At 40.6% G+C, this 15,664-nt stretch carries 16 protein-coding genes; all 16 read left to right on the top strand.

Annotated elements, in window-relative coordinates:
- The coding region (locus tag ACTRWE_RS17765; protein WP_462880414.1) for a helix-turn-helix domain-containing protein at window positions 1-282 on the top strand (282 nt) is incomplete at its 5' end.
- Between the two features lie 1,086 nt (window positions 283-1,368).
- Window positions 1,369-1,818, top strand: coding sequence for an FMN-binding protein MioC (gene mioC, locus ACTRWE_RS17760; RefSeq protein ID WP_008112109.1), 450 nt, complete (start codon window positions 1,369-1,371; stop codon window positions 1,816-1,818).
- 428 nt (window positions 1,819-2,246) lie between these two features.
- A complete protein-coding gene (gene mnmG, locus ACTRWE_RS17755; RefSeq protein WP_013466270.1) occupies window positions 2,247-4,136 on the top strand; it encodes a tRNA uridine-5-carboxymethylaminomethyl(34) synthesis enzyme MnmG in 1,890 nt (629 codons plus the stop codon).
- Window positions 4,137-4,151: 15 nt separating this feature from the next.
- Window positions 4,152-4,772: a 16S rRNA (guanine(527)-N(7))-methyltransferase RsmG gene (rsmG, locus tag ACTRWE_RS17750; protein WP_008464169.1), complete on the top strand. Its 621-nt coding sequence runs from the start codon at window positions 4,152-4,154 to the stop codon at window positions 4,770-4,772.
- A gap of 14 nt (window positions 4,773-4,786) precedes the next feature.
- Window positions 4,787-5,572, top strand: coding sequence for a ParA family protein (locus ACTRWE_RS17745; protein ID WP_008112117.1), 786 nt, complete (start codon window positions 4,787-4,789; stop codon window positions 5,570-5,572).
- Window positions 5,573-5,592: 20 nt separating this feature from the next.
- Window positions 5,593-6,519: a ParB/RepB/Spo0J family partition protein gene (locus tag ACTRWE_RS17740; protein WP_016900011.1), complete on the top strand. Its 927-nt coding sequence runs from the start codon at window positions 5,593-5,595 to the stop codon at window positions 6,517-6,519.
- 142 nt (window positions 6,520-6,661) lie between these two features.
- A complete protein-coding gene (locus ACTRWE_RS17735; protein WP_013466267.1) occupies window positions 6,662-7,042 on the top strand; it encodes an ATP synthase subunit I in 381 nt (126 codons plus the stop codon).
- Window positions 7,043-7,057: 15 nt separating this feature from the next.
- Window positions 7,058-7,915 carry a F0F1 ATP synthase subunit A gene (atpB, locus tag ACTRWE_RS17730; RefSeq protein ID WP_013466266.1) on the top strand — a complete coding sequence of 286 codons (858 nt, stop codon included), beginning with the start codon at window positions 7,058-7,060 and terminating at the stop codon, window positions 7,913-7,915.
- Between the two features lie 53 nt (window positions 7,916-7,968).
- The gene (atpE, locus tag ACTRWE_RS17725) at window positions 7,969-8,202 is read left to right on the top strand and encodes a F0F1 ATP synthase subunit C (RefSeq protein ID WP_004335261.1); all 234 of its coding nucleotides are present in this window, start codon (window positions 7,969-7,971) and stop codon (window positions 8,200-8,202) included.
- A 41-nt stretch (window positions 8,203-8,243) separates the two neighbouring features.
- The gene (atpF, locus tag ACTRWE_RS17720) at window positions 8,244-8,714 is read left to right on the top strand and encodes a F0F1 ATP synthase subunit B (protein WP_013466265.1); all 471 of its coding nucleotides are present in this window, start codon (window positions 8,244-8,246) and stop codon (window positions 8,712-8,714) included.
- A gap of 16 nt (window positions 8,715-8,730) precedes the next feature.
- Window positions 8,731-9,264: a F0F1 ATP synthase subunit delta gene (gene atpH, locus ACTRWE_RS17715; RefSeq protein ID WP_016900009.1), complete on the top strand. Its 534-nt coding sequence runs from the start codon at window positions 8,731-8,733 to the stop codon at window positions 9,262-9,264.
- Between the two features lie 14 nt (window positions 9,265-9,278).
- Window positions 9,279-10,820, top strand: a complete 1,542-nt coding sequence (gene atpA / locus ACTRWE_RS17710) for a F0F1 ATP synthase subunit alpha (protein ID WP_013466263.1) — start codon at window positions 9,279-9,281, stop codon at window positions 10,818-10,820.
- 59 nt (window positions 10,821-10,879) lie between these two features.
- Window positions 10,880-11,740 carry a F0F1 ATP synthase subunit gamma gene (gene atpG, locus ACTRWE_RS17705; RefSeq protein WP_008464174.1) on the top strand — a complete coding sequence of 287 codons (861 nt, stop codon included), beginning with the start codon at window positions 10,880-10,882 and terminating at the stop codon, window positions 11,738-11,740.
- A gap of 33 nt (window positions 11,741-11,773) precedes the next feature.
- Complete coding sequence (gene atpD, locus ACTRWE_RS17700; RefSeq protein WP_008464175.1) at window positions 11,774-13,159, top strand: F0F1 ATP synthase subunit beta; 1,386 nt, start codon at window positions 11,774-11,776, stop codon at window positions 13,157-13,159.
- 13 nt (window positions 13,160-13,172) lie between these two features.
- A complete protein-coding gene (locus ACTRWE_RS17695) occupies window positions 13,173-13,595 on the top strand; it encodes a F0F1 ATP synthase subunit epsilon (protein ID WP_008464176.1) in 423 nt (140 codons plus the stop codon).
- A gap of 297 nt (window positions 13,596-13,892) precedes the next feature.
- Window positions 13,893-15,251 carry a bifunctional UDP-N-acetylglucosamine diphosphorylase/glucosamine-1-phosphate N-acetyltransferase GlmU gene (gene glmU, locus ACTRWE_RS17690; RefSeq protein ID WP_350607937.1) on the top strand — a complete coding sequence of 453 codons (1,359 nt, stop codon included), beginning with the start codon at window positions 13,893-13,895 and terminating at the stop codon, window positions 15,249-15,251.
- Window positions 15,252-15,664 lie beyond the last annotated feature (413 nt).

Genomic DNA, 15,664 nt, shown 5'->3' with positions numbered 1-15,664 from the left:
ATTGAAGAGATGATCTTGAAAAGTCACTTATGCAACAAAGCCGCATTAACAGTTGACGAATGCGCACTTTATACAGGTATGGCAAAAAGCTACATCTATAAACTAACCCATGAAGGCATTATTCCTCATGCAAAACCTAATGGTAAAAAGATCTTCTTCGATAGGTTAGAGCTTGATCAATGGCTTCTTGGTAACAAGATAAAAGGTGATATAAACGAAAGTGATTTCATCAAAAAAAAGGCTGAATCACTCAACAAGAAAGCATCTATAAACTATAGATAATTAAACTTGGTGATCGGGCTTACTTTCCTTTAGTTTACTTGCACGATATTTTCTAATGCGAAAGTGGGCCACCACAGACCCACCAACAATGTATAAACTAACTGTTTTTATTAGCTTTTTTACTTATTGTATCGGTAAATAGTTTAACTAATAATTTAATCATTAAGGGCACTTAGGTGCCCTTTTTAATGTCCTACTATTTTTAATATCGACTCGCCAAAATGTATTTTAATAACTCACTTTAAAAACCAAACAGGCTAAAAGATACAGCTAAATTGCACCAATATTAGCCTCCATTCATGTTTAAAAATGTGTTTAAGGCAGATGAGCTAAACCTATAATCACACCAAACAACAGATAAACTACCTACATTAATAGTAAAAAATTAAGCTTATTTCGCCCTAAAAGAGAACCTATTACATTAGCTTTCCAAGCTTGGGCATAGGTAATTATCAAACCATAAAAATAAAACGTACCTAAAAAGTAAGCTTTATCACCCACTCCACCAGCAAAACATAGTTATTTTCTTAGTTTAAATTGATGAAAATTATTTTTTTGCAGATCAGTTATCCACAATTGGGGTTTTATTGCCTTGAAAATGAGTTAAAAGCGATAAAAAGTAAAAATATGCTGTGTTTAAATAAGCTAAATAGCGATTTTTAGAAAATAAAAATGGATTTCTAGTCTGATCTGCATAAATAGATCATTTTTTAAAATTATTTTCGATCCCAATTTTAAGTTATCAACATGCTTTGTATCCACACTAAGATCAACACGTCTTTATCTATAAATTTGTACTAGCTGGTGGTTAACACTCAATATAAAATCAATAACTTAGCAAACTATTAATAATATTTGTTTTTAGTTAAGCAGAGCTTTCCCCAACCTTATCAACAACTTGATCAGAAGATTACATTTAAAGATATTTTGTTAAATCATTAATAATCAGTAAGTTAAGAAAGCAATTAATACCAAGGCTTAAATTACCACAAAAATAGTTATACAAAATAACACTCTTAACTTTACTGTTATACTCACTGAGCTATCATAGGCAGCAATTAAAACTAATAGTGATCAGCCATATTCATGAGTTCAGTAAATATTATCGTTGGTAGTCAAATGGGATCCGCCGAATACGTTGCAGAGCAGTTAAATGATGCACTTAACAACCAAGGGATTAATAGCCAACTACATGATCAACCTGAATTTAATGAAATAGATCAACAAAATACTATTTGGTTGGTTTGTACATCAACCTACGGTGCGGGTGATTACCCTGACAACCTGATTGGTTTTATCGAACAAGTATCGCAAGTGGATGATCTTTCGCATTTAAAGTATTCGGTTATTGCGCTTGGCGATACTAGTTACGACACTTATAACCTTGCAGGACGTAATGTAGATACTCTTTTAAGCCAAAAAGGCGCTGTAAAAGTAGCACAACGTTTAGAGCTTAATATTCTTGATGAAGCACTGCCCGAAGATACGGCCTTAGCTTGGTTAGACTCATGGATAGCACAGACAGGTTTAAAATAGAAAGATCAAGCGAAAAGTTATAAATAAAGTTACCCACAATTTGCTAATAATTTAATAAGTTTTGTGGATAAACACTGATTAAACTGCTTTTTTAGCCATGCTTATCCATGGGATAAGATCGAGACTTGATCGGCCTGTGTATAACAGCCTGTTTTGATCAGAGCTTATTTGCCTGAAGATCCGATCATACTAACACCTTTAGATCCGATCTAATTATATGTTTTTAATCATGATCTAAAGCTTATCAACAGAAAACCCGATCAGTAGTAGTAATAGTATTAAAAGATCTCTTTAAAAGATCCTTTATATTATTAGAGATCACTTACTTAGATCTTGAGCACTGTTTAATCATTTATCTTCTGCTAATTTCTAGGTAGAATACGCTCCCTTTTGAAGTTTACTGGTTTGATTTAAGTAGGATCCCATTAATGATTTTTCACGAAAATTTTGACGTTATCGTAGTAGGTGGTGGACATGCAGGCACTGAAGCCGCATTGGCAGCTGCCCGTATGGGGATGAATACCCTGCTGCTGACTCACAATATGGATACCCTTGGTCAAATGTCTTGTAACCCAGCGATTGGTGGCATTGGCAAAGGCCACTTAGTTAAAGAAATTGATGCCCTTGGTGGCGCAATGGCTCAGGCTATTGACAAAGGCGGGATCCAATTCCGTACGCTTAATTCTTCTAAAGGCCCTGCTGTACGAGCTACTCGTGCTCAAGCGGATCGTGCTTTGTACAAAGCGGCTATTCAGAACACACTTCAAAACCAAGAAAACTTAAAGATTTTTCAACAATCATGTGATGATCTTATCGTTGAAAACAACCGTGTAACAGGTGTCGTTACCCAAATGGGTCTGCGTTTCAGTGCTCCTAGTGTAGTACTAACCGTAGGCACATTCTTAGGTGGCCAAATTCATATCGGTCTTGAAAACTTTAAAGGTGGCCGTGCAGGCGATCCACCTTCAATTGCATTGGCTGATCGTTTACGCGAACTTCCATTTAGAGTGGATCGTTTAAAAACAGGCACACCACCACGTATTGATGCACGCACTGTTGATTTTTCTAAAATGCAAGAACAACCAGGTGATGCACCAACACCGGTATTCTCATTTATGGGTAAACAAAGTGACCACCCACAACAAATCCCGTGTTACATCACTTACACCAATGAAAAAACACATGATGTTATTCGCAAAAACTTACATCGCTCACCTATGTACTCAGGTGTTATCGAAGGAATAGGCCCACGTTACTGTCCGTCTATTGAAGATAAAATTGTCCGTTTTGCTGATAAAGATAAGCATCAGATATTTGTAGAGCCAGAAGGCTTAACGTCATACGAGTTATATCCTAACGGTATTTCAACCAGCTTACCGTTCGATGTGCAGTTAGAAATTGTGCAATCGATCACCGGATTTGAAAATGCACATATTTGTCGTCCTGGCTACGCTATTGAATATGACTTTTTTGATCCGCGCGACTTAAAACAATCATTAGAAACTAAATTTATTGATGGTTTATTTTTTGCTGGTCAGATTAATGGTACGACCGGTTACGAAGAAGCGGGCGCACAAGGTCTGATCGCAGGTATGAATGCGGCATTACAAGTGCAAGGCAAAGAATCGTGGACACCACGTCGTGATGAAGCCTATGTTGGCGTACTAATTGACGACCTGGCAACACTGGGTACAAAAGAACCATACCGCATGTTTACTAGCCGTGCTGAATACCGTTTGTTACTACGTGAAGACAACGCTGATATACGTTTAACTGAAAAAGGCCGTGAATTAGGTTTAGTTAATGATGAACGTTGGCAAGCATTCAACGAAAAAATGGAAGTGATCGCTAAAGAGAAACAGCGTATTAAAGACACCTGGATCCATAAAGATCATGCGGTTGTTGATCAAGTAAATGAATTACTTAAAACGCCACTTGTGCGTGAAGCCAGCTTAGAAGAATTATTACGCCGACCTGAAGTGCGTTATAACGACTTGATGGCCATTGAAGGACTCGGATCTGAGTTTACCAATAAGGCCGCCTTAGAGCAGGTTGAAATTCATACTAAGTACGCAGGTTACATTGCACGCCAGCAAGATGAGATCAATAAGCAGCTTCGTCATGAAGAAACAATTTTACCAAAAGAGTTTGATTATAAAACCGTCTCAGGTTTATCAAATGAGGTTGTTGCTAAGCTAATTGATGCTCGTCCAGACACTATTGGTCAAGCTTCGCGTATTTCTGGTATCACCCCAGCGGCGATTTCGCTATTATTAGTGTATCTGAAGAAGCAAGGCTTGTTGCGCAAAACTGCGTAACGGTAAAGGTACATTGTGTTACAGCAACAATTAACAACTTTGTTAGCGCAAACTGATATTGCGCTAACACAAAAACAACAGCAACAACTTGTTCGCTATGTCGAATTACTCGATAAGTGGAATAAAGCCTATAATTTAACCTCAGTACGTTTACCTCAAGAAATGATGGTTAAACATATAATGGATAGCTTAGTTGTTGCGCCTCACTTGACCGGTCATCATTATATTGATGTTGGCACAGGTCCTGGTTTACCGGGCATAGTGTTAGCTATTGCCTTACCCGATACGCAGTTTGTATTATTAGATAGTTTAGGTAAACGTGTACGTTTTTTAATGCATGTTAAACATGAGCTTGGCCTTGATAATGTGACCCCTGTGCAGTCAAGAGTTGAAGAATATCAACCAAGTGTTAAATTAGATGGCGTACTAAGTCGTGCATTTGCATCGTTACAAGATATGATTGACTGGTGTTCGCACTTAATCGATCATTCAGGTAAGTTCATTGCACTTAAAGGGGTATTTCCAAGTGAGGAATTAGACTCACTCCCTGCTGGTGTTAAGTTTGAGCAAAAAATTGCATTAGAAGTACCCGATTTAGATGCACAACGACATTTAATAATTCTTTCTAAAGACTAGGGATCAGAGACACTGTGGCAAAAGTCATCGCATTAGCAAATCAAAAAGGCGGAGTAGGTAAAACGACCACTGCCGTTAATCTCGCTGCATCTATGGCTGCAACGAAACGTAAAGTGCTGTTAATAGATCTCGATCCGCAAGGCAATGCGACCATGGGCAGTGGCGTCGACAAATATGGTGACGTCCCTACTATCTATGATTTACTCATAGAAGATAAGCCTATTGATGAGGTGATTATTAAAGAAACCTCAGGCGAGTATCATATGATTGCTGCAAACGGCGATGTGACCGCTGCAGAAGTTAAATTGATGGAATTATTTGCGCGAGAAGTACGCTTACGCAATGCACTTGAAAAAATTCAGGATCAGTACGAGTTTATTTTTATAGACTGCCCACCTTCTTTAAATATGTTAACCGTTAATGCCATGGCCGCTGCCGATTCTATTTTAGTCCCTATGCAATGTGAATATTATGCATTGGAAGGATTAACCGCATTAATGGACACGATTACGCAACTTGCTAAGTTAGTTAATCCTAACTTACAGATTGAAGGCATACTTCGTACTATGTACGATCCGCGTAATCGATTAGCAAATGATGTATCAGAACAATTAAAACAACATTTTGGCGATAAAGTATACCGTACGGTGATCCCACGTAATGTTCGACTTGCAGAAGCCCCAAGTTTTGGCGCACCGGCAATGTACTACGATCGAGCATCAAGTGGTGCGAAAGCGTATTTAGCTCTCGCGGGTGAAATGCTACGCAGAAAAGAAAAAACAACTCCCGTTGTCGCCTAACTTTGAGGTAAAAAAATAACATGTCTGCTAAAAAACGAGGTTTAGGCCGAGGACTCGATGCACTTTTAAGTTCATCTAAACCTGCACCAAGCGAAAGCAAGGAACACGACAGCGCCAATGTAACAAACGCAGTTGAAAATGCGGCACAGCCTAGCAACAGTGAATTACAAAAACTACCCATCGAGTTTTTACACTCAGGGAAATACCAACCTCGTAAAGACATGTCTGAAGAGGCACTTGAAGAACTCGCCAGTTCAATTCGTTCACAAGGGATAATTCAACCGATTGTTGTGCGCCCAGTTGCGCATAACAGTTATGAAATTATTGCCGGTGAACGTCGTTGGCGCGCGGCTCAAATTGCCAAGCTTGAGTTTGTACCGTGTATTATTAAAGATGTACCCGATGAAGCGGCCGTTGCTATTGCCCTAATTGAAAATATTCAGCGTGAAGACTTAAACGCCATGGAAGAAGCGATTGCGCTTAATCGCTTGCTTAATGAGTTTGAGTTAACGCATCAACAAGTGGCGGATGCAGTTGGTAAATCGCGTACGACCGTGACTAACTTATTACGCTTAAATAATCTTAATAACGATGTAAAGATATTGTTAGAGCATGGTGACATTGAAATGGGTCACGCTCGTTGCTTATTAGCACTTGAAGGTGAAGTGCAATCAGATGCTGCCCGTTTAGCTGTTGCAAAAGCATTGACCGTTCGCGAAACTGAAAAGCTAGTGCGCTCTATTTTAGAGCCTGCTCCAGCAAAAGAAGTGATAGAAAAAGACCCAGATGTTAAACAGTTAGAGCAACAACTTGCTGATAACCTTGGGGCAAAAGTAGAAATAAATTACAACAAAAAAGGCAAAGGGAAGTTGGTTATTTCTTACACTAATCTTGACGAGTTAGACGGTATTTTAAACCGTATCAATCAAGACTATTCCCACCATTAATTCATTGGATGTCTAAAAAGGGACATTTACAGCGATTTTGTGTTACAAAGCACCTACTCAAGTTGCAAAACTGGCAGGATTAAGTATAATTTCGCCAGTTTTCATACCCTGACAATTAGAGCGTCATAAAGGTTAATTAAAAGTGACTAATAAGTTAGCAGGCCCGTATAGGCTTGCCGCATTAAAATTAATTTGCCTTCAGGGATTTGTAGCCCTTTTAGCTGCACTAATAATTTTTATAGGTTGGGAAACCAATGCCGCACTTTCAGCATTAGCTGGTGGCGCTGTCGCAGTACTTCCTAACTTTGTATTTGCGCTTTATGCATTCAGATATATGGGTGCAAGTCGAGCAAATCAAGCGTATGCCTCGTTGAAACGCGGCAACGGATTAAAATTTATGCTAACAATCGTTTTGTTTGCACTAATGCTAAAGCTTTATCCGGTAGTTTTATTACCTTTCTTTTGTGCTTATGTGTTGGTGTTGTTTACAGGATTGTTTACACCCGTTTTTTTTAAACATTAACTTTTGGGATATAACATGGCTGCAGAAGAAGTTACTCTATCTAGCCATATTCAGCACCACTTAACCAATGCTAAGATGTGCTCGACCGACGCTGGTCTTGCCTTCAATAAAGCATGTACGGATAGTGGCTTCTGGACATGGCATGTAGATACCCTCGCATGGTCTATCGGACTAGGTCTAATATTTTTATGGATCTTCCGTAGTGCCGCAAAAAAATCAACTCTGGGTGTACCTGGAAAATTTCAGTGTTTCATTGAAATGGTTGTTGAGTTCGTTGGCGACAACGTACGCGATACCTTCCACGGTAAAAGTAAGCTAATTGCACCATTAGCATTAACAATATTCGTGTGGATATTCTTAATGAACTTAATGGATTTAATCCCAGTTGACTTCCTACCAGCATTTGCCGGCTTTGTTGGCGAAACTGCGTTTGGTATGGATTCACACGACGTATACATGAAAATTGTACCAACTACAGATATCAACATGACAGCAGCACTTGCGCTGGGCGTGTTCATTCTAATGATTGGTTACTCAATAAAAATAAAGGGTATCGGCGGTTTTATTAAAGAACTAACACTTCATCCGTTTAGTTCAAACAATACAGCTATGCAGATTCTTTTAATCCCATTTAACCTATTACTAGAGCTTATCGCATTGGTTTCTAAGCCGTTTTCACTGGCACTGCGTTTGTTCGGTAACTTATATGCAGGTGAGTTAATCTTCATCCTTATCGGTGCAATAGGTTTAATGCAACTACCGTTACACTTTGTGTGGGCTGTATTCCATATCTTGGTAATTGTATTGCAAGCATTCGTATTTATGATGCTTACAATCGTATACCTAAGCATGGCAAGTTCGGATAATCACTAATTTATAACTTTTAATTTTTACTTTTAATTACAATTGAAACTTTGGAGAAAAAAATGGAACTAGTATTAGGTCTTAAGTACATCGCAGTAGCTTTACTTATCGGCTTCGGTGCAATCGGTACAGCAATCGGTTTTGGTAACATGGGCGGTAAATTCCTTGAAGCATGTGCGCGTCAACCTGAGCTTGCACCATCGCTACAAGTTAAAATGTTTATCCTTGCTGGTCTAATCGATGCTGTAGCAATGATTGGTGTTGGTATCGCGATGGTATTGTTGTTCGTACTTTAATTTTATTTTTTGAACAGCTTACTATTTAAGGAGGAGCGGTTGTGAACTTAAACGCCACTCTTATCGGTGAATTAATTGCGTTTACGGTGTTCGTATTATTTTGTATGAAATACGTATGGCCACCACTAAACGGTGCAATTGAAGCTCGCCAGAAGAAAATCGAAGATGGTTTAGCTGCCTCTGATAGAGCCGAAAAAGACTTAGAACTTGCGCAACACAAAGCTGCAGAACAGCTTAAAGATGCAAAGGCTCAAGCGGCTGATATCATTGAACAAGCTAAAAAGCGTGCCGTGCTAATTGTTGACGAAGAAACTGTTCGTGGTCAGCAAGAGCGTGAAAAAATTATTGCTCAAGGGCACTCTGAAATTGAATCAGAGCGTAACCGTGTGACAGAAGAGCTACGTAAGAAAGTAGCAACTCTGGCTGTGGTTGGCGCAGAAAGAATTTTAGAGCGCGAAATCAATCAAGCCGCACATAGTGACATCGTTGAAAAACTTGTCGCTGAGCTGTAATTAGGAGGGTATGAGCATGTCTGAATTGACTACTATCGCTCGCCCATACGCTAAAGCGGCTTTTGAACTTGCCGTTGAAAAAGGCACCATTGAAAGTTGGAATGACATGTTGTTCTTTGCTGGCCACGTTGCCAGCAATGAACAGGCATCAACCATTTTAGCTGGATTGCCTACTGCTACTGCACAAGCTGAGTTATTTATTAACTTATGTGGTGAGCAGCTCAACGAACAAGGTCAGAACCTAGTTAAGGTGATGGCTGAAAATGGACGTTTGATTGCACTACCTGAAGTTGCTCATTTATTTTCTGCTTTAAAAGCAGACTATGACAAAGAAATCGATATTGACGTGATTTCGGCAACGCCTCTTGCTGCAGCGCAGCAAGAATCATTGGTAGCGGCACTTGAAAAACGTTTCGCACGCAAAGTTAAGCTGAATTGTAGTGAAGACGCTACAGTTGTTGGCGGCCTTATTATCAAGGCGGGTGACACTGTAATTGACGGCTCTTTACGCGGTAAATTAAATCGCTTAGCCACAACACTACAATCGTAATTGGGAAAAAGAGCATGCAACTTAATTCCACTGAAATTTCAGATCTGATCAAACAACGTATTGAGAAGTTCGAAGTTGTAAGTGAAGCTCGTAACGAAGGTACAATTGTATCTGTTACTGACGGTATCATTCGCATCCACGGTCTAGCTGACTGTATGCAAGGTGAGATGATTGAGCTTCCTGGCAACCGTTATGCTATCGCACTAAACCTTGAGCGCGACTCAATTGGTGCAGTAGTAATGGGTCCTTACGCTGACCTTACTGAAGGCGTAAAAGTATACACAACTGGTCGTATCTTAGAAGTGCCTGTTGGTGCGGGTCTACTTGGTCGTGTTGTTAACACACTAGGTGCTCCTATCGATGGTAAAGGCGCTTTAGATAACGACGGTTTTGAACCTGTAGAAAAAATTGCACCAGGTGTAATCGAGCGTCAATCAGTAGATGAGCCAGTGCAAACTGGTTACAAATCTATCGATGCAATGATTCCAGTTGGTCGTGGTCAACGTGAGCTTGTTATCGGTGACCGCCAAACAGGTAAAACTGCACTAGCAATCGATGCAATCATCAACCAAAAAGACACAGGCGTTAAGTGTGTGTACGTAGCGGTTGGTCAAAAAGCATCTACTATTGCTAACGTAGTACGTAAATTAGAAGAGCACGGTGCACTTGCAAATACTATCGTAGTTGTAGCATCTGCTTCTGAATCTGCGGCACTTCAGTACTTAGCACCGTTCTCGGGCTGTACTATGGGTGAATACTTCCGTGACCGTGGTGAAAACGCATTAATCGTATATGATGATTTATCTAAGCAAGCTGTTGCTTACCGTCAAATCTCATTGCTACTTAAGCGTCCACCAGGCCGTGAAGCATACCCAGGTGACGTATTCTACCTTCACTCGCGTCTTTTAGAGCGTGCATCACGTGTAAACACTGATTACGTTGAAAAATTCACTAACGGTGAAGTGAAAGGTAAAACAGGTTCATTGACGGCATTGCCTATCATTGAAACTCAAGGCGGCGACGTTTCTGCGTTCGTACCGACAAACGTTATCTCTATCACCGATGGTCAGATCTTCTTAGAAACTGACTTATTCAACTCAGGTATCCGTCCGGCAGTAAATGCTGGTATCTCGGTATCGCGTGTTGGTGGTGCTGCACAAACTAAAATCGTTAAGAAACTAGGTGGCGGTATCCGTCTAGCCCTAGCTCAGTACCGTGAATTAGCTGCGTTCTCGCAGTTCGCGTCTGACCTTGATGATGCTACTCGTGCTCAACTTGAGCATGGTGAGCGTGTAACAGAGCTAATGAAACAGAAACAGTACGCGCCAATGTCTGTTGCTGAAATGTCTTTGTCGTTATTCGCAGCTGAGAAAGGTTACTTAAAAGACATCGAAATCGCTAAAATTATGGATTTCGAAGCGGCTTTACTTTCTTACGCAAATAGCACATACGCAGAGCTTATGGCTCAAATCAATGAAACTGGTAACTACAACGCCGAGATCGAAGCGCAGCTTAAAGAACTTCTAGAGAAGTTCAAGTCTACGCAAACTTGGTAATTTAGTTATTAATGGTGTGCTTTATATCCTAAAGCACACCTTGATTCGGAGAGAGAGTCATGGCCAGCGGAAAAGAGATTAAAAGCAAGATCGGCAGTATTAAAAATACTCAAAAGATCACTAGCGCAATGGAAATGGTTGCTGCGTCTAAAATGAAAAAGGCGCAAGAACGAGTGGCTTCAAGCCGTCCATACGCTGAAAAATTACGTAAAGTGATTGGTCGTGTTGCTCAAGCAAATCTTGATTTTACTCACCCGTTCTTAGAAGAACGTGAAGTAAAACGAGTTGGTTATATTGTTATCTCTACTGACCGTGGTCTGTGTGGCGGTTTAAACTCAAACGAGTTTAAAAAAGTCGCATTAGAGATTAAAGCGTGGAAAGAAAAAGGCGTAGATGCTGATTTTGCTACTTTAGGTAGTAAAGCAGCTGGCTTCTTTCAACGTTTTGGTGGTCAAGTGCTTGCTAAAAAAGCAGGTCTTGGAGATAAGCCTTCAGTACAGGACGTAATTGGTCCAGTAAAAATAATGCTAGATGCATTCTCTGAAGGTAAGATTGACCGTTTATTCCTGGTATATAACAACTTTGTTAATACCATGAAGCAAGAGCCAATAGTAGATCAGTTACTCCCTTTGCCAAAAGCTGAAGAAGAAGTATCTACACATGCGTGGGATTACTTATATGAACCAAACCCAGAGGCTATTTTAGAGTCTTTGTTAGTACGTTTCATTGAGTCTCAGGTATACCAAGGTGTAGTTGAAAACGCTGCCTCTGAACAGGCTGCCCGCATGGTTGCAATGAAAGCTGCAACTGATAATGCCGGTGACCTTATGGATGAGTTACAGCTTGTATATAACAAAGCTCGCCAAGCAGCAATCACACAAGAAATTAGTGAGATTTGTTCTGGTTCAGCAGCAGTTTAATGCTTCAGGCAAAGATTAACGAGAGGAATAGACATGAGTTTAGGTAAGGTCGTCCAAATTATCGGCGCCGTTGTGGATATCGAATTTCCACAAGACAGCGTGCCAGCCGTATATGACGCGCTAAAAGTAACAGATGGCGATTTAGCTGGTTTGACTTTAGAAGTTCAACAGCAGCTAGGTGGCGGTGTGGTACGTACTATCGCACTAGGTACTACAGACGGTTTACGTCGTGGTGCTGCAGTAGCAAACACAGGCGAAGCAATTCAAGTTCCAGTTGGTACTAAGACCCTAGGTCGTATCATGAACGTACTTGGTGAGCCAATTGATGAAGCAGGTCCAATCGGTGAAGACGAGCGTATGTCTATCCACCGTGCAGCACCTACTTACGAAGAGCAATCAAGCTCAGTAGAACTTTTAGAAACGGGTATCAAGGTAATCGACCTTGTATGTCCATTCGCTAAAGGTGGTAAAGTTGGTTTATTCGGTGGTGCCGGTGTTGGTAAAACCGTAAACATGATGGAACTTATCCGTAACATCGCAATCGAGCACAGCGGCTACTCAGTATTCGCAGGTGTTGGTGAGCGTACTCGTGAGGGTAACGATTTCTACCATGAAATGAACGATTCAAACGTACTTGATAAAGTATCGCTTGTATACGGTCAGATGAACGAGCCACCGGGTAACCGTTTACGCGTAGCGTTAACAGGTCTTACTATGGCTGAGAAGTTCCGTGACGAAGGTCGCGACGTACTTTTCTTCGTAGATAACATCTACCGTTACACACTTGCGGGTACAGAAGTATCAGCACTTCTTGGTCGTATGCCATCAGCGGTAGGTTACCAGCCTACACTTGCTGAAGAAATGGGTGTACTTCAAGAGCGTATCGCATCTACTAAGACTGGTTCAATTACTTCAATCCAAGCGGTATACGTACCTGCGGATGATTTAACGGATCCATCTCCAGCAACAACGTTTGCTCACTTAGATGCAACAGTGGTACTTTCACGTGATATCGCATCACTAGGTATCTACCCAGCGGTAGACCCTCTTGATTCATCTTCACGTCAGCTTGATCCACAAGTAATCGGTGAAGAGCACTACGGTATAGCGCGCGGCGTTCAAACAGTTCTTCAGCGTTACAAAGAGCTTAAAGACATCATCGCGATTCTAGGTATGGACGAGCTTTCTGACGAAGATAAGCAACTTGTATCTCGTGCACGTAAAATCCAGCGTTTCCTATCTCAGCCATTCTTCGTGGCAGAGGTATTTACAGGTGCGCCAGGTAAATACGTTTCACTTAAAGACACAATTGCAGGCTTCAAAGGTATCTTAAACGGTGAGTTTGATGATATGCCAGAGCAAGCGTTCTACATGGTTGGCTCTATCGAAGAAGCTCAAGAAAAAGCCAAAAGCATGTAATTAGGAGGGTAGTATGGCAGCTATGACTGTACATCTTGATGTAGTAAGTGCTGAAGAGAAATTATTTTCTGGTTTAGTAGAATCTATTCAAGTATCTGGTAGTGAAGGTGAGTTAGGTGTTAACGCCGGTCACGCCCCACTACTAACTGCCCTTAAACCTGGTATGGTACGTTTAGTTAAGCAATTTGGTGAAGAAGAACTCATCTATATTGCTGGCGGTACACTAGAAGTTCAACCGAACATAGTGACCGTACTTGCTGATACAGCTGTTCGTGGTGAAGACCTAGACGAAAAAGCTGCAGAGCAAGCTAAGCGTGACGCTGAAGCCCAAATGGCAAAAGGCGCATCTGCTGAACTTGATTACAATCAAGCAGCAATGCAACTAGCTGAAGCAATTGCTCAGCTACGCATTATTCAGCAATTACGTAAAAAGTAAGCCTATCTGGTTTTTAAAAGCCCACTTTATGTGGGCTTTTTTGTGCTTGATGATAAATCCCGTGGCTATTTGTAAATAAATTAATCGTTATGGCTAATATCTCTTCATTATTACTTATATCTACGCAAGATCCTCGTTACAATAACCCTATTCTATTAGGTGTTACTTTGCTTAAGTTAAGATTCAGTAGTCATTGCTTAGCCTACTGAGTATTTGCACATGATGTGACTTACGTAATCTACTTTGCAGCACACTTATTCTATCAAGCTAAAACAACGGAAAAAGGAAATTGTTTTAATGGCTCTAACAACAGTAATTCTTGCAGCGGGTAAAGGTACTCGTATGCGCTCTGCTCTGCCTAAGGTACTGCATAAAGTGGCAGGTAAACCTATGGTGCAACACGTTATCGATAATGCCAATGCGCTAGGTGCTATATCGACTAACTTAGTTTATGGTCATGGCGGCGAACTATTACAACAACAATTAGCCGATAATAACGTAAACTGGGTGCTACAAGCTGAGCAACTAGGCACAGGCCACGCAGTGGCACAAGCAAACCCTCATATTAACGACGACGACACTGTACTGGTTTTATACGGTGACGTACCTTTAACTAAGCAATCTACACTTGAGCGCTTATTAGCAGCGACACCTAAAAATGGTTTAGCAGTATTAACCGTTAATTTAGCAAATCCAAATGGCTACGGGCGCATGCTACGTGTTGATGGTAAGTTAGTGGGGATTGTTGAGCAAAAAGATGCCAATGCTGAGCAGTTACTTATTAACGAAGTAAACACCGGCATTATGGCGGTTAATGGTAAGCTTTTAAAAACATGGTTAGGTAACCTATCTAACAATAATGCTCAAGGCGAATACTACCTCACAGATATAGTTGCAATGGCGCACAGTGAAGGTGTAGAAATTACATCAGCACAGCCTGATCATCCAATGGAAGTTGAAGGTGCAAATAACCGTGTACAACTTGCAGGCCTTGAGCGTGCTTATCAAGCATGGCAAGCAGAAGAGCTGATGCTAAATGGTGCAACTCTTGCCGACCCTGCACGCATAGATGTACGTGGCGACATTAAAACAGGTGAAGACGTCCTCATCGATATCAACGTTATTTTTGAAGGTACAGTAACCTTAGGTAATAACGTACAAATTGGCCCTAACTGCGTACTTAAAAACTGCAGCATCGGCGATAATGTTGTTATTAAAGCCAATACATTGATTGAAGATGCATCAGTTGCGGCTAAATGTACACTCGGTCCATACGCCCGCCTTCGCCCAGGTGCAATAATGGAAGAAGACTCTCACATTGGCAACTTTGTCGAAATGAAAAAAACCCGTTTAGGTAAAGGCTCTAAAGCAAACCACTTAAGTTACTTAGGTGATGCTGAAATTGGCGAGAAAGTGAATATTGGCGCAGGCACGATTACCTGTAACTACGATGGTGTGAATAAAGCGAAAACCATTATTGGCGATAATGCATTTATAGGCTCTAACTCGTCACTGGTTGCTCCTGTAAATATTGGTGCTACAGCAACTGTAGGTGCAGGTTCTGTGATCACCAATACCGTCGCGGATGATCAGCTAGCCGTGGCACGTGGCAAGCAACGCAATTTAGATGGTTGGAAACGCCCAGTTAAAAAATAGTAATGACCATTACTTATTAAATATTTAAAGCGAGTTTTATAACTCGCTTTTTTATTGGCTAAATATTCTTAATTAATTAGACTATTCAATAACGGATTAAAATATAACTCAAGGAGGGTGCTACATGTCAGCTTATGCTCGCCGGGCTATCGTTGAAGAAAACCAAGGCCATTTAAAAAGTATTTTATCAGGTAGTAGTCTATTCATTATTAATAGGCTTTAATAAAGCACTGAGTGAAGACCCTTATGGAGTATTCGGTACATTATTTGGGGTTCCGAGCATAAAAATATTATGAAAGTATTTAAATGGGAAAAAGTAAGTAAGAGTGATAGAAATTTCACTTTTAAAGAATTATGTATAAATTTGTTAGGGCCTATCATAATTGGTACTCTTTGCTTTACTCTAATTTATA

This window comes from Pseudoalteromonas sp. G5_S1_54_S4 (assembly GCF_054968565.1).
Note: the sequence above shows the minus strand (reverse complement) of the source record. Positions and strands in the feature narration are given on the sequence as shown.